General features: G+C 65.7%; 20 protein-coding genes. 10 read left to right on the forward strand and 10 right to left on the reverse strand.

What is annotated here, in order from left to right; genetic code table 11:
- Positions 1 to 10: 10 nt before the first annotated feature.
- The 6 genes from ABB26_RS00275 to ABB26_RS00300 form a co-directional block, all read right to left on the reverse strand.
- Complete coding sequence (locus tag ABB26_RS00275; RefSeq protein WP_057631541.1) at positions 11 to 781, reverse strand: SIMPL domain-containing protein; 771 nt, start codon at positions 779 to 781, stop codon at positions 11 to 13.
- Between the two features lie 63 nt (positions 782 to 844).
- Positions 845 to 2,335 (reverse strand): anthranilate synthase component I, encoded by a 1,491-nt coding sequence (gene trpE / locus ABB26_RS00280; RefSeq protein ID WP_057631544.1) that lies wholly within the window; start codon positions 2,333 to 2,335, stop codon positions 845 to 847.
- Between the two features lie 185 nt (positions 2,336 to 2,520).
- Positions 2,521 to 3,450, reverse strand: coding sequence for a lipid kinase YegS (gene yegS, locus ABB26_RS00285; protein ID WP_057631545.1), 930 nt, complete (start codon positions 3,448 to 3,450; stop codon positions 2,521 to 2,523).
- A 260-nt stretch (positions 3,451 to 3,710) separates the two neighbouring features.
- Complete coding sequence (locus tag ABB26_RS00290; protein ID WP_057631547.1) at positions 3,711 to 4,199, reverse strand: GNAT family N-acetyltransferase; 489 nt, start codon at positions 4,197 to 4,199, stop codon at positions 3,711 to 3,713.
- A 3-nt stretch (positions 4,200 to 4,202) separates the two neighbouring features.
- Positions 4,203 to 4,877 (reverse strand): ribulose-phosphate 3-epimerase, encoded by a 675-nt coding sequence (gene rpe, locus ABB26_RS00295; RefSeq protein ID WP_057631549.1) that lies wholly within the window; start codon positions 4,875 to 4,877, stop codon positions 4,203 to 4,205.
- A gap of 10 nt (positions 4,878 to 4,887) precedes the next feature.
- Entirely contained in the window at positions 4,888 to 5,217 is a 330-nt protein-coding gene (locus ABB26_RS00300) for a J domain-containing protein (RefSeq protein ID WP_057631552.1), read from the reverse strand.
- A 148-nt stretch (positions 5,218 to 5,365) separates the two neighbouring features.
- Between ABB26_RS00300 and ABB26_RS00305 the strand changes: the two genes are divergently transcribed.
- Both ABB26_RS00305 and ABB26_RS00310 read left to right on the forward strand, forming a co-directional pair.
- Positions 5,366 to 6,292 (forward strand): phosphoribosylaminoimidazolesuccinocarboxamide synthase, encoded by a 927-nt coding sequence (locus ABB26_RS00305; RefSeq protein WP_057631554.1) that lies wholly within the window; start codon positions 5,366 to 5,368, stop codon positions 6,290 to 6,292.
- 97 nt (positions 6,293 to 6,389) lie between these two features.
- Complete coding sequence (locus tag ABB26_RS00310) at positions 6,390 to 6,869, forward strand: Mpo1 family 2-hydroxy fatty acid dioxygenase (protein WP_057631556.1); 480 nt, start codon at positions 6,390 to 6,392, stop codon at positions 6,867 to 6,869.
- Between the two features lie 51 nt (positions 6,870 to 6,920).
- On the opposite strand, the gene ABB26_RS00315 is transcribed toward ABB26_RS00310, so the two are convergent.
- A complete protein-coding gene (locus tag ABB26_RS00315) occupies positions 6,921 to 7,826 on the reverse strand; it encodes an NAD-dependent epimerase/dehydratase family protein (RefSeq protein WP_057631558.1) in 906 nt (301 codons plus the stop codon).
- A 70-nt stretch (positions 7,827 to 7,896) separates the two neighbouring features.
- On the opposite strand from ABB26_RS00315, the gene ABB26_RS00320 reads away from it, so the two are divergent.
- The 7 genes from ABB26_RS00320 (at position 7,897) to ABB26_RS00350 (ending at position 14,792) form a co-directional block, all read left to right on the forward strand.
- The gene (locus ABB26_RS00320; protein WP_161808993.1) at positions 7,897 to 8,829 is read left to right on the forward strand and encodes a universal stress protein; all 933 of its coding nucleotides are present in this window, start codon (positions 7,897 to 7,899) and stop codon (positions 8,827 to 8,829) included.
- An 88-nt stretch (positions 8,830 to 8,917) separates the two neighbouring features.
- The gene (locus tag ABB26_RS00325) at positions 8,918 to 11,746 is read left to right on the forward strand and encodes a monovalent cation/H+ antiporter subunit A (RefSeq protein WP_057631562.1); all 2,829 of its coding nucleotides are present in this window, start codon (positions 8,918 to 8,920) and stop codon (positions 11,744 to 11,746) included.
- The gene (locus ABB26_RS00330; RefSeq protein WP_057631564.1) at positions 11,746 to 12,135 is read left to right on the forward strand and encodes a Na+/H+ antiporter subunit C; all 390 of its coding nucleotides are present in this window, start codon (positions 11,746 to 11,748) and stop codon (positions 12,133 to 12,135) included. Before ABB26_RS00325 ends, ABB26_RS00330 begins: the two co-directional genes overlap by 1 nt.
- Positions 12,132 to 13,673 (forward strand): monovalent cation/H+ antiporter subunit D, encoded by a 1,542-nt coding sequence (locus ABB26_RS00335; protein ID WP_057631565.1) that lies wholly within the window; start codon positions 12,132 to 12,134, stop codon positions 13,671 to 13,673. Before ABB26_RS00330 ends, ABB26_RS00335 begins: the two co-directional genes overlap by 4 nt.
- Entirely contained in the window at positions 13,670 to 14,176 is a 507-nt protein-coding gene (locus ABB26_RS00340) for a Na+/H+ antiporter subunit E (protein ID WP_057631567.1), read from the forward strand. The genes ABB26_RS00335 and ABB26_RS00340 overlap by 4 nt, the downstream gene beginning before the upstream one ends.
- Before the next feature lie 38 nt (positions 14,177 to 14,214).
- Positions 14,215 to 14,457 (forward strand): K+/H+ antiporter subunit F, encoded by a 243-nt coding sequence (locus tag ABB26_RS00345; protein ID WP_232151176.1) that lies wholly within the window; start codon positions 14,215 to 14,217, stop codon positions 14,455 to 14,457.
- Positions 14,454 to 14,792 carry a Na+/H+ antiporter subunit G gene (locus ABB26_RS00350; RefSeq protein WP_057631571.1) on the forward strand — a complete coding sequence of 113 codons (339 nt, stop codon included), beginning with the start codon at positions 14,454 to 14,456 and terminating at the stop codon, positions 14,790 to 14,792. Before ABB26_RS00345 ends, ABB26_RS00350 begins: the two co-directional genes overlap by 4 nt.
- Before the next feature lie 90 nt (positions 14,793 to 14,882).
- Here ABB26_RS00350 and ABB26_RS00355 read toward each other — a convergent pair whose 3' ends face one another.
- Positions 14,883 to 15,833, reverse strand: a complete 951-nt coding sequence (locus ABB26_RS00355; RefSeq protein WP_057631572.1) for a calcium/sodium antiporter — start codon at positions 15,831 to 15,833, stop codon at positions 14,883 to 14,885.
- Between the two features lie 73 nt (positions 15,834 to 15,906).
- Positions 15,907 to 16,497: a hypothetical protein gene (locus tag ABB26_RS00360; protein ID WP_083490603.1), complete on the reverse strand. Its 591-nt coding sequence runs from the start codon at positions 16,495 to 16,497 to the stop codon at positions 15,907 to 15,909.
- Positions 16,498 to 16,623: 126 nt separating this feature from the next.
- On the opposite strand from ABB26_RS00360, the gene ABB26_RS00365 reads away from it, so the two are divergent.
- Entirely contained in the window at positions 16,624 to 17,142 is a 519-nt protein-coding gene (locus ABB26_RS00365; protein ID WP_057631575.1) for a hypothetical protein, read from the forward strand.
- Here ABB26_RS00365 and hmgA read toward each other — a convergent pair whose 3' ends face one another.
- Positions 17,143 to 18,441 (reverse strand): homogentisate 1,2-dioxygenase, encoded by a 1,299-nt coding sequence (hmgA, locus tag ABB26_RS00370; RefSeq protein WP_057631577.1) that lies wholly within the window; start codon positions 18,439 to 18,441, stop codon positions 17,143 to 17,145.
- Between the last annotated feature and the right edge of the window lie 38 nt (positions 18,442 to 18,479).

The raw sequence follows: 18,479 nt of genomic DNA on the forward strand, positions 1-18,479 counted from the left end.
GTAAGTAGGCTCATTGGGCGATCAGGAAGATTGCGTAGACGTTTTCGGAAAGAGTGATGCTGCCGGCTTCAAGGGATTCGGCAACCACATCGGTCGCGCGCGGGCTCGGCATCTGCACGTCAGTAGGAGGCATCGGAGGCAGGTTGCCAGCCCCATATGCCCCTGGCCACGTGCCTGCCTGAATGCCATAAGCAAAGTTGGGAGCAACTTCGGAAATGGTGTACAGGCCACCCAGTCGAACCCCGTAGGAATCGGCCAGTTTCCGTGCAGCTTCCCGTGTCTGTTCCGCAGCCTGGCGTTTCAGCTCGGCACGCACCGTAGCTTCACCACTGAAGATGGTGGTGATACCAGAAATCTGCAGTTCCTCGCTGGTCTTCAAGGTACCCAGCAAACGACGCACTTCGTCCAATGAACCGAATCGGGCTGACAGGGATCGCGCGACCTTCGTCCCGGCGAACACCCGCTCATTGTTCGTGTAGGTGTACTCAGGAGCAACGGCCAAAGCGGATGCCTGCACGCTGTCCAGCAAAGCATGCTGAGCCTTGAACGCGGACAGCACCTGCGTCGCATTGGCCTGTGCCCGTTGCCTGGCAACGGATGGATCCTTGTCGGTCGAACTCAAGTTGACCCTGATCTCGAACTGATCCGGCAGGACCTCCTGCTTTGCCTGGCCCTTCACCAGCAGGTGTGGCTGCGATGGCAGGCTGTTGGCCTGCGCCAACGCCTGCGGAGCGACCGCGACCAGCAACGATGACCACAGCAACATGTTCAACAGCTTCATGCGGCACTCCTTGTCATGGTGAGGAAAACATCTGTATTTCAACAAACGCGAACGTCGCGCGGCTCACAACCCCTTCGCCGCCTGCGCCACCGCGCGGAACAGCGCGCGGCCCTTGTTCATGGTTTCCTGCCATTCGGCATCGGGGTCGGAGTCGTAGACGACGCCACCACCCGCCTGCACGTACAGGTGACCGTCCTGGATCACCGCCGTACGGATGGCGATGGCGGTATCGGCATCGCCGTTCCAGCCGATGTAACCGACCGCGCCGGAATAGACGTTGCGCTTGACCGGCTCCAGCTCGCGGATGATCTCCAGCGCGCGGATCTTCGGTGCGCCGCTGACGGTGCCGGCCGGGAAGGTCGCACGCATCACATCGCTGTAGCTCAACCCGGCCTTCAAGGTGCCGGTGACTTCGCTGACGATATGCATGACGTGACTGTAGCGTTCGATCACGAACTGCTCGCCCACCTTCACCGTGCCCGGCTCGGCGATGCGGCCGACGTCGTTGCGACCGAGGTCGATCAGCATCACGTGCTCGGCGCGTTCCTTCGGGTCGGCCAGCAATTCGGCTTCCAGTGCCTGGTCCAGCTCGGGCGTAGCACCACGCGGGCGGGTGCCTGCGATCGGCCGCACCGTGACCACGCCATCGCGCAGGCGCGCGAGGATCTCCGGCGACGAGCCGACCACCTGGGTATCGCCAACGTCGATGAAATACATGTACGGCGACGGATTCAACGCACGCAGCGCGCGGTAAACGTCGATCGGCCGCGCACGGAACGGCACGCGCAGACGCTGGCTTGGCACGACCTGGAAGATATCGCCGGCTCGCACGTATTCCTGCGCCTTGCGCACCACCGCGTGGTACTCCTCGCGGGTGAACGAGGACTGGAAATCCTGCTCATCGATGGCATCGGAGACCTGCGCCTGCGGGTAACCGGCACCGCCCTGACGCAGCCGGTGGGCCAGTTCATCCAGGCGACGGTTGGCGCGGGCCCAGGCCTGCGGCTGTGCCGGATCGGCATGTACGATCAGGTACAGACGACCCTTGAGGTTGTCGAATACCGCCAGCTCTTCGGACAGCATCAGCAGGATGTCAGGCGTGCCGAGCTCATCGGGCTTGTCGCCCGCGCCCAGGTGCGGCTCGATGTACTGGATGCACTCAAAGCCGAACCAGCCGACCAGGCCACCGGTGAAACCGGGCAGGCCTTCCAGCTGTGGCACCGAATACTGCTTGCGCAGCACTTCCACTTCGGCCAGCGGATCGACTACCTCACGACGCTCGACCACCTCACCCAACTCGCTGACTTCCAGCGTATGGCCACGAAAGCTGTAGATGCGGCGCGCAGGCAGGCCAATGATCGAATAGCGCCCGAAGCGTTCACCGCCTTCGACCGATTCGAACAGATACGTATAGGGGCCGTCGGCGAGCTTGAGATAGACCGAAAGCGGCGTGTCCAGATCGGACAGCACTTCGCGGACGACGGGTACGAAATTATGCGGGTGTGCGCTGTGGCCTTCAGCGGCCAGCTGCTGGAACTGCTCTTGCGTGATCAAGACGGCTTTCCTTCCGGGAAACGACGGTGGCGGGACGGACGACGGCAACGGGCCACCATCGCCACCAGCGGCGAGCGGAAGAAAGGGAACGCTTGGTCGTCAGAATGGGCACCGGGCAACTTTACCGCAAGATCGGCGGGCGGTGTGCATCTGCAACATGGTCAGTTGCTTGCAGCGGCAACGATCTAGCCGACCAGCAGGCCGCACCCGGCCGGCAGATGCATGCGCACCCGTGCTGGCGCGCAGCGCACGTGGAAGCGGCGCGCCTGCAGCGGTTCGCCGTCCAGGTTCAGCGTCATCGGCTGTTCGGCCTCGATCCACAGCTCGCCCAGCCGCGCGCGTTCAGCCACCTGCTCCAGTGCCGCATGCCTGCCTTCACTGAACAGGGTGCCGAGCGTGGGCATCAACTCGCCCGCCAGCTCGGGAACGATGGTCAGATCCAACAGGCCATCGTCCAGCAGGGCGTCCGGGCACAGCACTTGGCCCCCACCGGCCTGGCGGCCGTTGCCGATGCCCAAGGCGATGAAGCTCCCTTCCCAGTGGAAGCCCTCACCATGGATGCGGGCACTGACCGGCTCGATCCGCCCCAGTCGCGAAATGCCGGTCACGACATAAGCCAGACCACCGAGCACTTTCTTCAAGCCGTCATGGGTCTCCACGGTGACATCCGTGCCGAAGCCGCCGCTGGCCAGGTTGGCGCACCAGTGCACCTGACCATCGCCTTCCACCTGCAACAGATCCATGGGCACTGCCGGGTTGTGGGCGGCCAGCTGCAACGCCGGCAGCGGCTCGACGGGAATACCGGTCGCAGCGGCGAAATCATTGGCGGTGCCCAATGGCATCAGTGCCAACGCAGGTAATGCGAGCGCGTCATGTCCGGCATGGGCCAGCGCCTGGGCCACTTCGCTCAAGGTACCGTCACCACCGCCGGCAACGACCATCACGGCGTTCGCAGCAATGGCCTCGCGCACGTAACGTTCCGCATCACCGTCTTCCCACGTCACCCGCACCGACAGTTCCTGCCCCCGCTCGCGCATGACCCTCACCGCCTCGCGCACAGCGTCATCGCCTGCGGATTTACCGTTGAGGACCAGATACCAGTGCGCGTTGGCCATGCGTTTCTCCCAAGGGGAGGCGCAGCCTAGCAAGCCCTCGCTGCGGGCTGGATGAATGTCATGACACCGTCATCAAGCATCCGGAGAATGAAAGGCCATAGCAGGGACGATGGATGGAGGCAGGATCAGCCTCCGATGAATTCCCCGGCCGCAGTGGCGACACTGTGGCTTTTTTTTGCCCGTCTCGAGCGCGGCTTTGCTGCGTTGAAGCAGTACGGGGGAAGTTCGTGCCGAGCATGGCCCGGCACTACCCGGCGGTTTCAGGCTTCGGCAAAACGTCGCAGCGCATCGCCCTGCAGGCGATACACAGTCCACTCGTCCTGCGGCAACGCGCCGGCGGCACGGTAGAAATCGATGGCCGGCGTGTTCCAGTCCAGCACCGACCACTCAAAACGCCCGCAACCCTGCTCCACCGCGAGCCTGGCGATGTGCTGCAGCAGTGCCTTGCCGGCACCACTGCCGCGGTGCTCCGGGCTCACATACAGGTCTTCCAGATAGATGCCGTTGCGGCCCAGCCACGTCGAGTAATTGTAGAAATACACCGCGTAACCAATCGCCCGGCCATCACGCTCGCATACCAGCGCCTGCGCCTTTGCATCGGCGCCAAACAGGCTGGCGCGAATGCCCGCCTCGTTGGTCTGCACCGAGGATTCAGCCTTTTCGTAGATGGCCAGCTCGCGGATGAACTGCAGGATCAGGCCTGCGTCATCGGCGCTGGCGGGACGAATGTGGATACCCGGCGCAGTCATCACTCAGCCCCGTGCCGCAGCCACATTGGCACGCATCTGCGCGATCACACCGGCGTAGTCCGGAGCGTTGAAAATCGCCGAACCGGCGACGAAGGCGTCGGCACCGGCAGCGGCGATGGCCCCGATGTTGTCAGCCTTCACGCCGCCATCCACTTCCAGCGTGATCGGCTTGCCGAGCTTGTCGATCATCGACCGCACCGCACGCAGCTTGTCCAGCGTGGAGGGGATGAAGGCCTGGCCGCCGAAACCCGGGTTCACCGACATCAGCAGCACCAGGTCCAGGTCTTCCAGCACCCAGTCCAGCACTTCCACCGGGGTCGCCGGGTTCAGCACCAGGCCGGCCTTGCAGCCGTGCGACTTGATCAGCTGGATGGTGCGGTGGACGTGGCGGCTGGCTTCCGGATGGAAGCTGATGAGGCTGGCGCCGGCCTCGGCGAAGTCCGGGACAATGCGGTCAACCGGCTCCACCATCAGGTGCACGTCGATCGGTGCGGTCACGCCGTGCTTGCGCAGTGCCTGGCAGACCATCGGGCCGATCGTCAGGTTGGGCACGTAATGGTTGTCCATCACATCGAAATGGACCCAATCGGCGCCGGCAGCGAGGACGTTGTCGACCTCTTCACCCAGCTTGGCGAAGTTGGCCGACAGGATGGACGGGGCGATGATGCAGTTGGACATGGCAGGGCCTTCAGCGTTTGCGCAGAGTTTTGATGCGGTCGTAGGCGGCGTTGATCTGCCGGGCCTTCTTTTCGGCCTGGGCGCGCAGCTCGGGCGCGGCGCCAGCCACTTTGTCGGGGTGGTACTGGGACATCAGACGGCGGTAGGCCAGGTCGATTTCCGCGTCGGTGGCGTCGCGGGTGACCCCCAGCTCGCGGTAAGGCAGGTCCTTGCCCAGGCGGAACCAGTCGTTGTCGAACGCATGCCCCAGGAGCAGGCCGATGACCGCCCCGAACAGCGGATTGGGCCTGAAAAGCAGGGCGCCGGCGATAAAACCAAGTAATTTTCCGTACCAGCGCATGGGCAGGTGAATGGGTCTTGGCAGGAGGGCCTTGCATTTTATGCCACAGCGGCCCAATCCGGCTTTACACTAGGCCGCCCGCCGACCAGCCGCGGGCCCCACGGGTCCTCCACGCCGGCGGCTTCACAGCCAAGTCCCAGGAGTGCCCGTGCCAACCACGCTGTTGCAATCCGATCTTCCCGGCCTGCCCTTGCGCCACCGCGGCAAGGTGCGTGATGTGTTCGATATCCCGCGCGAACGTCTGCCTGCCGGCACCCCCCCGGGCGAATACCTGCTTATCGTTGCCACCGACCGCCTGTCGGCCTTCGACGTGGTGCTGCCCGACCCGATCCCGGGCAAGGGCGAGATGCTGTGCCAGGTGTCCAACTTCTGGTTCGCCAAGACCGCGCACCTGATGCCCAACCACCTCACCGGCATCGACGTCGCCAGCGTGCTGCCCGACGGTGTGGACCCGGCGCTGTACGCCAAGCGCGCGGTGGTGACCAAGAAGCTCAAGCCGGTTCCGGTGGAGGCCATCGCCCGCGGCTACCTGATTGGTAGCGGCTGGAAGGACTACCAGCGCACCGGCAAGGTCAGCGGCATTCCGCTACCCAACAACCTGCAGCAGGCCGAAAAGCTGCCGGAAGCGATCTTCACTCCGTCCACCAAGGCGGCGGTGGGTGACCACGACGAGAACATCGACTTCGACGCGATGGTCAAGGCAGTGGGCGCGGACCTGGCCGAAAAGGTGCGCGACGCCACCCTGCGCATCTACAAGTTCGCCGCCGAATACGCGGCCGAGCGCGGCATCCTGCTGGCCGACACCAAGTTCGAGTTCGGCACCGACGCCGATGGCCGCCTGTACATCATGGACGAGATGCTGACGCCGGATTCCTCGCGTTACTGGCCGGCCGACGAGTACCAGGTGGGCATCAGCCCGCCGAGCTATGACAAACAGTTCATCCGGGATTACCTGGAAACGCTGGACTGGGGCAAGACCGCCCCGGGCCCGGAGCTGCCGTCGGAAGTGATCGAGCGCACCCGCGCCAAGTACGCCGAGGCACTGGAAAAGCTGGCCGGCATCAGCGTCGACTGACGCCCGCACGCCCCACCCTTCACGGACGCGCCCGGGCCACCGTGCGCGTCCGTAGGGAAGCCGCGTTATGCTCTGTCAGCCAACCCGGGAGGGGACGATGGACATGAGCACCGCGCGACCGGTCGACCGCTATTTCGCGAGTTATTCCGGCGACCACCGCAACAGCACCAACCAGGCCATACATGTGGTCGCGGTACCGGCCATCCTGTGGTCCGTGATCGCCCTGCTGTGGTGCATTCCACCGCTGCTGCCGTGGTTCCAGCATGGCATCTGGGCCGCGCTGGCGATGTTCGGCACCTGGGCCTACTACAACCGTCTATCGCGCCCGCTGGGCATCGGCATGCTGATCCTGTTCTTCGTGGCCGGCTGCGTCTGCCGGCTGCTGGAAGACCGCCTCGGCATTCCGATGCTGCTGCGCATCGCCATCGGCGTGTTCGTGCTGGCGTGGATCGCACAGTTCATCGGCCACAAGATCGAAGGCCGCCGCCCCAGTTTCCTCACCGATCTGACCTATCTGTTGATCGGTCCGATCTGGGTGCTGGCCAAGTTGTTCCGGCAGTTTGGTTGGCATTACTGAGCCACGACTGCTCCATAGCCCGGGCAAACCCAGCGTTGCCGGGCTTTCGGATCACGATGGCGTGCTTCCCGGCGCGGTGACCATGCCCGGCTCGATCAGAAACGGGCGTGGCGTGTAGCCGAAATCCCGGCGTGCCGGTTCGATGTCGAACGCCAGCGGCTCCTGCATGCGCACCAGCGCTGCCGCGTTCATGCCACGCAAGCGGCCTGCAGCATGGGCGCCACGCAGCGCCAAGCGGAACAATGGCGCAGGGACGCGCAGCAGGCGCGGTTGCGGCTGCAGCGCGGCGAGCACCCGCCGCACCATCTCGCTGTACCCCAGCACTTCGCCACCACCCAATGCGTAGGCCTGCCCCGCCGTTGCCGGCGAGGACAACACCTGCACCGCCGCATCGGCCAGGTCCTGCACGTGTACCGGCTGGCGCAGGCCATTGGCAGATGACGGCAGCACAAACACACCGCTGCGCCGGGCCATGGCCGCGATGATGGTCAGGGTCTTGTCGCGACCTGCACCGTAGACCAGGGTCGGCCGCAATACCGTGGCGGCGACACCGCGCTCGCGCGCCACGGCGAACAGAGTGGCTTCGGCCTCACGCAGCCGGCGCGCGACATCACGCTCGGCCGGTTCGATGGAATCCTGCTTCACGTCCACGCTGGTCGAACCAAACGCGACCACGCGCGGGGCATTGACCGCATTGGCGGCAAACCAGCGCGCGAAGTGATCCAGCGGCCCGCAGCTGAAAATCGCATCAAACCCCGCCGCGCCCTGCCATGCACCCGACAGGTCGCCGGAAATCCATTCCAGCCCGGGCCGGGATTGCTGCGCATGCCGGGAGACGGCGGTGACCTGCCAACCGGCGTCATGCAGGTTGGCCAACAACCGCTCACCGATCTGCCCGCTGCCGCCAAATACCAGTGCCTGCAGAGGTCCTTGCTGATTCCGTACGTACTTATCCATGCCGCATAGGATAGAAGATGAAGTGCAGCCCGCGCTGTGGGTAGACTCGGGAGCCAACCGCGAGGACGTCATGACGCTTTCCATCACCAGGCCCACCTCCCTGCTGCTCGCCACCGACCTCAGTGCGCGGTGTGATCGCGCCCTGGCCCGCGCGTTGCAACTGGCGCGGCAATGGAACGCACGACTGGTGGTCGCAACCGTGCTGCCCGACTCCGTCTCCGGCGAGATCCCTTCCAAGCTGCTTGCCTCGGCGCCTCCGCTGGATGACCAACGCGCGCGGCAGCTGGCCGAACGCCGCCTGCAGCGCCTGCTGGATGAGCACACGCAGGGCCTGCAGGTGGACGTGCGGGTCGGCCATGGCCACGTCGGACGCAGCGTGTTGCAGTTGGCTGCCGAAGAAGACTGCGGGCTGATCATCACCGGCATTTCCAGCGACCCGTTGTTCGAACTGCCGATGCTCGGCTCCAGCGTGCTGTGGCTGACACGGCATTCGATGCTGCCAGTGCTGATCGTGCATGAGCGTGTGCGTGGACCGTACCGCAACCTTGCGGTGGCCTGTGACTTCTCCGACAGCGTCGACTACGCGACGCGCCAGGCGCTGACCTTGTTCGGCACGCCGCTGCAGTTGTCGCTGGTGCACGCCCTGGAATCCCCCGGCAGCCTGCTGTTTTCCGCTGACCGTGAGGCGATGCAGGGCCATGCCCGCAGCGATGCCCGCGAACAGGCGCAGGCGCTGCTGGCCGGGCTGCGGTCGCTGCTCGGCGAGGCACATGTGCTCAAGGTGATCGAGCCCGGCGATCCGGCCCGCATCGTCAGCGAACACGCCCAGGCGGCCGGTTCGGAGTTGGTCGTGGTCGCCACACATGGGCGCGGCGCGCTGTTCAACCTGCTCATCGGCAGCGTGGCACGCCAGCTGGTTGAGGCATTGGAAACCGACACGCTGCTGGTGCGCGACGCGCGTTCCGCAGCGGCAGCCACTGACGTTGCTGGCTCCCCGTCCTGAACCCGAACGACCTGTTCATAAAAAGGTTCCGGGCGTAAAAAAGTGCCTGTTAGACTCCAAGACCCGCTCGTCACACCTGCGCTCCCGCATGACGCCAGTCCTGTTGCTGCTCCTCGCGTTGCCCTTCCTGCTGGCCGCAGTCATCGCACTGCATGGCCGCTTGTCACGGGCCGCAGCGGCATGCCTGGCGGGTGCCGCGCCGGTGCTCGGGGTTGCACTGCTCGGTTACCTGACCCCGGCGGTGCTCGACGGTGAGGTGATCCGCAACAGCTGGCAATGGCTGCCGCAGATCGGCCTGGATTTCAGCCTGCGCCTGGATGGGCTGGCCTGGATGTTCGCCGGGCTGGTGCTGGGCATCGGTGCACTGGTGGTGCTGTACGCACACTACTACCTCTCACCACGGGACAGCGCGCGTCGCTTCTACAGCTATCTGCTGCTGTTCATGGGCGCGATGCTGGGCATGGTGCTGTCCGGCAATCTGCTGCTGTTGATGGTGTTCTGGGAGCTGACCAGCATCAGCTCGTTCCTGCTGATCGGCTTCTGGTCGCACCGCAAGGACGCACGTGAAGGTGCACGCATGGCACTGATCGTCACCGGCGGCGGCGGCCTGGCCTTGCTGGCCGGCGTGCTGCTGATCGGCCGCATCGTCGGCAGTTTCGACCTGGACGTGGTGCTGGCTTCGGGTGACCTGATCCGTGCCAGCGCGCTGTATCCGTGGGCGTTGCTGCTGGTGTTGGCCGGCATCTTCACCAAGAGCGCGCAGTTCCCGTTCCACTTCTGGCTGCCGCATGCGATGGCCGCGCCGACGCCGGTCTCGGCCTACCTGCACTCGGCCACGATGGTGAAGGCCGGCGTATTCCTGCTGGCACGCCTGCACCCGGCATTGGCCGGTACCGAGCTGTTCTTCTATGTGGTCAGCGGCATCGGCGCGATCACGCTGCTGGTCGGTGCGTGGAATGCGATCTTCCAGCACGACCTCAAGGGCCTGCTGGCCTACTCCACCATTTCCCACCTTGGCCTGATCACGCTGTTGTTCGGCCTGTCCACGCCGATGGCGGTGGTGGCCGGCGTGTTCCACATCCTCAACCACGCCACCTTCAAGGCCTCGTTGTTCATGGCCGCCGGCATCATCGACCACGAAACCGGCACCCGCGACATGCGCCGGCTCGGTGGCCTGCGCCGCTTGATGCCGATCACCAGCACCCTGGCCATTGTCGCTTCGCTGGCGATGGCCGGCATCCCGCTGCTCAACGGCTTCCTGTCCAAGGAAATGCTGTTCGCCGAAGCACTGGCCACCGGTGGCCCGGACTGGATGCGCACGGCGGTGAGCGTCGCTGCATTGCTGGCCGGCATACTCGGCGTGGCCTACAGCCTGCGCTTCGTCCACGACACGTTCTTCGGCAAGGGCCCGATCGACATCGATGTGGTGCCGCACGAACCGCCGCGCTGGATGAAGGTGCCGGTGGAAGTGCTGGTGGTGATCTGTCTGGCCGTGGGCATCGCGCCGGCGCTGACCGTGGCCCCGGTGCTGCACGCGGCGGCTGGCTCGATCCTCGGCACGTTGATGCCCGAGTACAGCCTGTCGGTATGGCACGGCTTCAACCTGCCGTTGGCGATGAGCGTCATCGGCGTGATTGGTGGAATCGCGCTGTACTTCGGCCTGCGCCGCTTCATCGATCTGTACGCGGTGAGCAACCGCCCGCTGGGCAAGCACCTGTTCCATCGCGGCCTGGACCTGCTGTTCGGCTTTGCGCATCGCTTCACCGCCGCACTGGCCAACGGCAGCCTGCAACGCATGTTGATGGCGCTGGTGCTGGTGGCGGTGATCGTGGCCGCCGCGCCATTCATCGCCAACCCGGCGATGCCGACCTGGCCGGCACCGCAGCCGATTCCGCTGCTGGGCTGGACTTTGTGGCTGGTGATGCTGGCCTGCGCGTTCGCCGGTCTGTTCCTGTTCCAGCAGCGTCTGCTGGCCGTGATCGTGATGGGCGGCACCGGCTTGATGGTGGCGCTGACCTTCGTATTCCTGTCCGCACCGGATCTGGCCCTGACCCAGCTGATGGTGGAGATGGTGACGCTGGCGTTGATGCTGCTGGCCATGAACTACCTGCCCGCACAGTCACCGCCCGAGCATTCGCGCTGGCGCAAACGCCGTGATGCGCTGATCGCCATCGTTGCCGGCGGTGGTCTTGCCGCGCTGGCGTATTCGCTGATGACCCTGCCGCCCAACACCATGGCCGGCGAGCTGCTGGTGCGCTCACTGCCGGAGGCTTACGGCCACAACGTGGTGAACGTGATCCTGGTCGACTTCCGAGGCTTTGATACCTTCGGCGAGATCACCGTGTTCGGCATCGCCGCGCTGGTGGTGCATGCGTTGCTGCGGCGCTCGCGGATGGCGCCGGAACAGATCATGCCGGGCCCGCCGATCAAGCTGCCGGTGCCGGCCGATCTGGCCCAGATCATGTTCCCGCTGACGCTGACCGTCTCCATCTTCCTGTTCCTGCGTGGCCACAACGCGCCCGGTGGCGGCTTTGTCGCCGGCCTGGTGCTGGCGGTGCCGCTGCTGATCCAGTACGTGATCCAGGGCACGGCATCGGTCGAATCGCGGTTCGGCTTCGACTACATCCGCTGCATCGGCCTGGGCCTGTTGATAGCCCTGCTCAGTGGCGCGGCCTCGCTGCTGTTCGGCGTGCCGTTCCTGACCAGCGGCCACCTCGACCTGGAACTGCCGCTGATCGGCACCGTGCCGCTGGCCAGCGCGATTGGTTTTGATACCGGCGTGTACCTGGTGGTGTTTGGTGGGGTGATGCTGATCCTGTCGATGATGGGCACGATCAAGCCCTCGCGTACCCGCAACGCCCGTCATGGCGAAATCGATATCAACCGCCGTTCGGCACGTACCGGGGAGATGCACTGATGGAACTGGCCCTGGCAAGCGCCATCGGTGTACTGGCTGGCATCGGCATCTACCTGATGCTGCGGGCACGCAGCTTCGATGTGATCCTCGGCATGACCTTCCTGTCCTATGCCACCAACCTGCTGATCTTCAGCGCAGGCCGGCCGGTGATCGGCAAGGCACCGGTACTCAAGGACGGCGTGGCGACCAGCCTGGCGCACTACACCGACCCGTTGCCGCAGGCGCTGGTGCTGACCGCCATCGTCATCGCCTTCGCGATGACCGCCGTGAGCATCGTGCTGGCCATGCGCAGCCGCAGCGACAACCACAGTGATCACGTCGATGCGCATGAGCCCGAGCCGGTTGCCTCGGCGAGGGATGCCGATGCGCGGCCAGGAGCCGGCGCATGAATCACCTGGTGATCTTGCCGATCCTGATTCCGCTGCTCGGCGCCTCGCTGTCACTGTTCATCGAGCACCGCCGCTACGGGCCCAAGGTGCAGCGCAGCGTGGCGTGGTTGAGCATGGCCGCGCTGTCGGTGGTGGTGGCGCTGCTGTTCGCGCAGACCAGCGAAGGCCAGATTTCGGCCTACCTGCTCGGTGACTGGCCGGCGCGGCTGGGCATTGCGCTGGTGGCCGACCGGCTGGCCGGCTGGATGCTGGGCACCACGACGCTGCTGGCCATCGCCTGCCTGCTGTACGCCTGCACCGGCTGGGACCGACGTGCGCCGCACTTCCACGCGCTGTTCCAGTTCCAGCTGGTCGGGCTCAACGGTGCATTCCTGACCGGCGATATCTTCAACCTGTTCGTGTTCTTCGAAGTGCTGCTGATTGCGTCCTATGGCCTGCTGCTGTCCGGCGGCCGTGGCCTGCGCATGCGCATCGGCCTGCACTACGTGGTGTTCAACATCGCCGCCTCGACGATGTTCCTGATCGCGCTGGGCATGCTGTACGCCACGCTGGGCTCGTTGAACATGGCCGAGATCAGCCAGCGCATCGCCGAGCTGCCCCCCTCACACCTGAAACTCGCCAAGGCAGCGCTGGGATTGCTGTTGCTGGTGTTCTGCTCGAAGGCCGCGCTGCTGCCGCTGTACCTGTGGCTGCCCGAGTCCTATGCCCGTGCGCCGGCGGCGGTGGCCGCGCTGTTCGTGATCATGACCAAGGTCGGCCTGTACGCGGTACTGCGGGTGAGCACGCTGTGGTTCGGTGCGGCTGCCGGCGCGATGAGCGGCTACGGTGCCGACTGGTTGCTGTGGGCCGGCGTTGCCACGCTGGTCGTCGCTGCGCTGGGTGCGCTGGCGGCAACCCGCATGAGCGTGCTGGTGGCGTATCTGGTGGTGGTCTCGGCGGCGACGTTGTTCATCGCCTTCGCGCTGGGCAACGCCGGCACGATCTCGGCGGGCCTGTTCTACCTGCCGCACAGCACCTTCACCGCCGCGGCGATGTTCCTGGTCGCCGACCTGATCCGCCGCCGTCGCCTTCGTGCGGGCGAGCGTCGCGAGGGTGAACTCACCGTGCTGCCGGGCAAGACCGTGCCCGGCCTGTTGTTCCTGGTGTCCGCGGTGGCCGTGGCGGGCCTGCCGCCGCTGGCCGGTTTCCTGGCCAAGGTGGCGTTGCTCTCGGCCGTACCGGACGCGCATACCGGTGTGGTCTGGGCAGCGGTGCTGGGCAGCAGCCTGCTGGTGATCATGGGTCTGGCGCGCACCGGCATCCGCCTGTTCTGGCATGTGCCCGGAGACGAGGACGCCGTACCCGAACCGTCCGTCGATGCCCCGGCACGCCCGTTTGAAACCGCGGCGGCCAGCCTGCTGCTGGCCTATGTGGTGGCGATGACCGTGTTCGCCGCACCGCTGATGCGCCAGACCGATGCCATCGCCGCGCAGCTGCTGGCGCCGGAGCAGTACGTCAATGACATTCGCGGCACCACGCCGCAGGTGAGGCAGCCATGAGCACGCGCCGTCCACTGCTGCGCCGGCTGTTCCCGTCGCCTGCCCTGTCGATCACCGTCGTCGCGTTCTGGATGGTGATGTCCTCCAGCTTCGACCTGGGCCAGTTGGTGCTGGGAATGCTGCTGGGCCTGGTGATTCCGCTGTTCGCGACGCGACTGGATCGCGAATTCGCCCGTCTCGGCACCTTGCGGCCGGTGCCGAAACTGCTGTTCGTGGTGTTGTGGGACATCCTGCTCTCCAACATCCGCGTCGCCATCCAGGTACTCGGCCCTGAGCGCCGGCTCAAGCCCGGCTTCATCTGGGTGCCGCTGGACATCGACAACATCCACGGCATCGCCGCGTTGACCAGCTTCATCACCCTGACCCCGGGCACGGTCTCGGCGGCCCTGTCCGAAGACCGCCGCCACCTGCTGGTGCACGTGCTGCACCTTGAGGATGCCGACAGCCTGATTGCCGAGATCAAGTCGCGCTACGAAGCGCCGCTGATGGAGATCTTCCCGTGAACGGATACGAGATTTTTGAGACCACCGTCGTGGTGTGCATGCATGTGGTGGGCGTGGCGATGCTGCTGTCGCTGTGGCGCCTGCTGCGCGGCCCGACCGTCCCCGACCGCATCCTTGCGCTGGACACGCTGTCCATCACCGCCATTGCCGAGCTGATGTTGTTTGGCCTGTACCTGGACTCGGCCATCTACTTCGAGGCTGCGCTGGTGATCGCCATGCTTGGCTTTGGCAGCACCGTGGTACTGAGCAAGTACGTGCTGCGCCGGGACATCGTCGAATGATCACTTTCCTGCAGATCGCGCTGTCGGCACTGCTGGTGTTCGGCTGCTTCTTCATCCTGGTGGGTGCACTGGGGCTGGTGCGCTTTTCCGATTTCTTCAAGCGCCTGCATGCACCGACCAAGGCCAGCACGCTGGGCGTGGGCTGCGTGCTGGTGTGCTCGGTGGCGTACCACATCTTCCTCGGCGTGGACCCGCAGCCACGCGAGTTGCTGATCACCGTGTTCCTGTTCATCACCGCACCGATCAGCGCACACCTGATGGCCAAGGCCGCCTTGTCACTGATGATGGAAAGCCGGCCGAAGCAGCCGGGCCAGGAAGATCAGCCGAACGAATGAAGGTAGTGCCGAGCCACGCTCGGCAGGGTCTTCAGGGGTAACGCCTCAGCGCAGCATGGCTGCGCTTTACCGGGTTCCCAAGCCCTGCGCTCAGAACAACAGCGCCAGCTCCAAACCGACCCACGCCAGAAACGCGACGAACAACACCGCGCCTTCGCCTCGGGTGATCTTCAGGTCACCGCGCAGCATCGGGTACAGCATCAGCACGAACACGATGGCGGCCGGCAGTTCCAGCCGCACGAACGAAGCCGGCAACGGCATCGGCCGCAGCGCCGCCATGCCGCCGATCACCACCAGGATGTTGAACAGGCTGGAACCGATGACGTGGCCGACCACCATGTCCCCCTGACCGCGACGTGCGGCGGCGATGGCCGCAGCCACCTCCGGTAAGGCAGTGCCGATGGCCACCGGCAACAGGCCGGCCAGCAGCGGCGACATGCCCCAACCAGCACCAATCACCGGCGCGGCCTGCACCACCCAGCGCGCGCCGTAGTACAGCACCACGACGGCAATGACCAGACGGATGATGTTCAGACCGAGCACGGTGCGGGTGGTCGCGTAGTTGGCGATGCTTTCCTGCAGCTCGGCCGGCTCACGGCGCGCACGCGACAGCAGGAACGCCAGCACCGCGACAAAACCCAACAGCAGCACGATGCCTTCGATGCGGCTGATGGCGCCGTCCAGACCGAATACGATCAACGCCAGCGATGCCACCGCCAGCAGCACCAGCAACGGCGACAGCAGGCGCGTGCGCACCACCAACGGGTAAGCCAATGCGGCCAGCGCCAGGGTCAGGCCGACGTTGACGATGTTGCTGCCGACCGCGTTGCCCAGCGCCAGCTCCTGCGCCCCCACCGCGAACGCGCGCGCATTGACTGCCAGCTCCGGCAATGAAGTGCCGAAAGCCACCAGCAGCAGGCCGGCGACGAACGGCGAAGCACCAAACCGCTGGGCCAGACCGGAGGCGGCCTTGACGATGGAGTCTCCACCCAGCGCCAGCAGCACCAGCCCCAGAACGAACCACACGATAGCTTCAAACATCACACGTCTCTCCCGGCGACGGCGGCACTGACGTCTTGATCACGTCGCGCCAGATTGGGTCTGGCCAAGCGTATCAGCCGCAGCCTTCGACGTAGTCCACCTGTGGCGGCAGTCCCACGCGCCAGGCCTTGGTCTTGCCGTCGGCGCCCAGCTCGAACACCAGCATGCCCTGGCTGCCGTCGGCCGCCGGCACGCGCAGCGTCTTGCCACCTTCCTCGTACTTGTGCGGCTGCGGCGCCTCCGCCTGCGGATACAGCGCCTGCAGCTGCGCCAGATCCTGCCCCACCCTGCCACCTCCCGGCGCTGCGATGTCGGCCGTGCGCAGGTCGTAGCGGACGAAATGCCCGGCCTCGATCATGAAAGCCACGCCACCCTGGCCCTGCCCGACCGGCTGCAGGTAATAGCAGCCGCCATCGGCCGCTGCATCGCCCTGCAGCTCGGCGCCCCATGCGGTGGCCAGTTGTTCGGCATCCACGCCCAGTTGCGCCGGGCCGTACCCCTGCCAGTCGGCATCGCTCTTGGCGGCGGTCTCGACAGCGGGTGCCGGCGCGGGATTGGCTTCCGCAGCCGGCGCCGTCTGCGGCGTGGCAACGGGCTCCGGCGTGCGGTTGCACGCTGCCAACAGGACGATCACGACAGCCACGGACAGTGCGGTGCGGGTCATGCGACGACTCCAGAGGGAAACCGGGGTCGAGTCTAACCACAAGCCCGTCGTCGGCGTGCAAGTTGTCATCGTGCTTTCACCTGCGCCCAGCAGGCTGGGGCCCCCGCGCTGTCGCTTCGGCCGATCATGCACCCGCGCAAGACCGAACTCGCCCATACCGTGCTGCAAGCCCACCGGGCCCCGCTGGACCTGCGCCAGCGGCGCGCGCTGATCCTGTGCGACGGCAAGCGCAGCCTTGCCGAACTGAGCGTGCTGCTGGGCACCGATGCGCCCGCGCTGATCAGCCAACTGCAGCGCAGCGGTTACCTGGATGCCGACGACGCTGTCGCCGCGCCGCTTGTTGCAACGGTGGCAACGCCGGCACCGGCGCCTGCGGTCGAGCGCCGCCGCTCGATGGTCGCCGCGCGCATCTACGTGTTGGATATCCTGGCGCTGCAGCGCAATCCGACGGCCGCGCAGCTGCACCGCGTGCTGCAGGCCACCCGCGAAGAGGAGGACACCATCAACGCCTTGCAGCTGGCACTGGCGCACCTGCCGGCCATTACCTCCGACGGCTACACGCAGCGGGTGCGCGGGCGCCTGCAGGAAGTGCTGCCCGAGGTGCATCTGGCAGCGGTGCTCGATGGCGCACCGCTGTCGGCCTGATCACACCGTCGGCGGCGTGAAGTTGTCGCGCAGGCCGGTCCAGCAGGCCTGATAGCCACGCTGGCGGTGCGCGGCCGCGATGGCCTGTTCGGTCGGGCAGATCACGCCGCGCGTCTCGAACATGAAAGCCATGGTTTCGGTGATCACGTCCGGCTTGGACAGGTCCGCATTGGATGCCTTGTCGAAAGTAGCCGCATCCGGGCCGTGACCGCTCATGCAGTTGTGCAGCGACGCACCACCGGGCACGAAGCCTTCGGCCTTGGCGTCATAGGCGCCGTGGATCAGGCCCATGAACTCGCTGGCGATGTTGCGATGGAACCACGGCGGTCGGAACGTGTTCTGTGCCACCAGCCAACGCGGCGGGAAGATCACGAAATCCAGGTTGCTGGTTCCGGGTGTGTCGCTGGCCGAATGCAGCACCAGGAAGATCGAAGGATCCGGATGGTCGTGGCTGATCGAGCCGATGGTGTTGAAATGGCGCAGGTCGTAGCGGTACGGCGCGAAATTGCCATGCCATCCCACCACGTCCAGCGGCGAATGGTTGATGTCCGCACGCCACAGGCGGCCGTGGAACTTGGCCACCAGCTCGAACTGGCCTTCCAGGTTTTCGTAGGCGGCCACCGGGGTCTCGAAATCACGCGGGTTGGCCAGGCCGTTGCTGCCGATCGGACCCAGGTCGGGCAGCTTGAGCAGTGCTCCGAAGTTCTCGCAGACGTAGCCACGCGCCTGCCCGTCAGGCAGTTCGACGGCAAAGCGCACGCCGCGCGGGATCACCGCGATCTGCTGCGGTTCGATGTCGATCACGCCCATCTCGGTACGCAGGCGCAACCGACCCAGCTGCGGCACGATCAGCAGCTCGCCATCGGCGTTGTAGAAGTAGCGGCCACGCATGTCGGCATTGGCTGCATACATGTGGATGCCGGCGCCGGCATGCGCCTCGGGCGAGCCGTTGCCACCCATGGTGTACAGGCCCTGGATGAAATCGGTGGGTGCAGTAGGTAGTGGCAGCGGGTCCCAGCGCAGCTGGTTGGGTGACACCGCGGCGTGGCTGAAATCGCCGTGCAGCTGTGGTTGCTCGAACGGCGTGAACTCCCCGTGCATCACTGCCGGGCGGATGCGGTACAGCCAGCTGCGGCGGTTGCTGCCGCGCGGCGCGGTGAACGCGGTGCCGGTCAACTGCTCGGCATACAGACCATGCGCAACGCGCTGCGGCGAATTGCGCCCCACCGGCAGAGTGCCGGGCACGGCCTCGGTAGCGAACTCGTTGCCGAAGCCGGATTGATAACCGTTGCTGACCATGGTGGCGCCCTTGCCTTGCGTTTGAGCCACTCTCCCGC

The sequence above is a fragment of the Stenotrophomonas humi genome (assembly GCF_001431415.1).
Lineage (GTDB): Bacteria > Pseudomonadota > Gammaproteobacteria > Xanthomonadales > Xanthomonadaceae > Stenotrophomonas > Stenotrophomonas humi.

Bases quoted from the DNA above. Each gene is read 5' to 3' on its own strand.
- ABB26_RS00275 (WP_057631541.1), bottom strand. From the start codon at position 781: ATGAAGCTGTTGAACATGTTGCTGTGGTCATCGTTGCTGGTCGCGGTC.
- yegS (WP_057631545.1), bottom strand. From the start codon at position 3,450: ATGGCCAACGCGCACTGGTATCTGGTCCTCAACGGTAAATCCGCAGGC.
- ABB26_RS00290 (WP_057631547.1), bottom strand. From the start codon at position 4,199: ATGACTGCGCCGGGTATCCACATTCGTCCCGCCAGCGCCGATGACGCA.
- rpe (WP_057631549.1), bottom strand. From the start codon at position 4,877: ATGTCCAACTGCATCATCGCCCCGTCCATCCTGTCGGCCAACTTCGCC.
- ABB26_RS00300 (WP_057631552.1), bottom strand. From the start codon at position 5,217: ATGCGCTGGTACGGAAAATTACTTGGTTTTATCGCCGGCGCCCTGCTT.
- ABB26_RS00310 (WP_057631556.1), top strand. From the start codon at position 6,390: ATGGACATGAGCACCGCGCGACCGGTCGACCGCTATTTCGCGAGTTAT.
- ABB26_RS00315 (WP_057631558.1), bottom strand. From the start codon at position 7,826: ATGGATAAGTACGTACGGAATCAGCAAGGACCTCTGCAGGCACTGGTA.
- ABB26_RS00320 (WP_161808993.1), top strand. From the start codon at position 7,897: ATGACGCTTTCCATCACCAGGCCCACCTCCCTGCTGCTCGCCACCGAC.
- ABB26_RS00325 (WP_057631562.1), top strand. From the start codon at position 8,918: ATGACGCCAGTCCTGTTGCTGCTCCTCGCGTTGCCCTTCCTGCTGGCC.
- ABB26_RS00330 (WP_057631564.1), top strand. From the start codon at position 11,746: ATGGAACTGGCCCTGGCAAGCGCCATCGGTGTACTGGCTGGCATCGGC.
- ABB26_RS00335 (WP_057631565.1), top strand. From the start codon at position 12,132: ATGAATCACCTGGTGATCTTGCCGATCCTGATTCCGCTGCTCGGCGCC.
- ABB26_RS00340 (WP_057631567.1), top strand. From the start codon at position 13,670: ATGAGCACGCGCCGTCCACTGCTGCGCCGGCTGTTCCCGTCGCCTGCC.
- ABB26_RS00345 (WP_232151176.1), top strand. From the start codon at position 14,215: ATGCATGTGGTGGGCGTGGCGATGCTGCTGTCGCTGTGGCGCCTGCTG.
- ABB26_RS00350 (WP_057631571.1), top strand. From the start codon at position 14,454: ATGATCACTTTCCTGCAGATCGCGCTGTCGGCACTGCTGGTGTTCGGC.
- ABB26_RS00355 (WP_057631572.1), bottom strand. From the start codon at position 15,833: ATGTTTGAAGCTATCGTGTGGTTCGTTCTGGGGCTGGTGCTGCTGGCG.
- ABB26_RS00360 (WP_083490603.1), bottom strand. From the start codon at position 16,497: ATGACCCGCACCGCACTGTCCGTGGCTGTCGTGATCGTCCTGTTGGCA.
- ABB26_RS00365 (WP_057631575.1), top strand. From the start codon at position 16,624: ATGCACCCGCGCAAGACCGAACTCGCCCATACCGTGCTGCAAGCCCAC.
- hmgA (WP_057631577.1), bottom strand. From the start codon at position 18,441: ATGGTCAGCAACGGTTATCAATCCGGCTTCGGCAACGAGTTCGCTACC.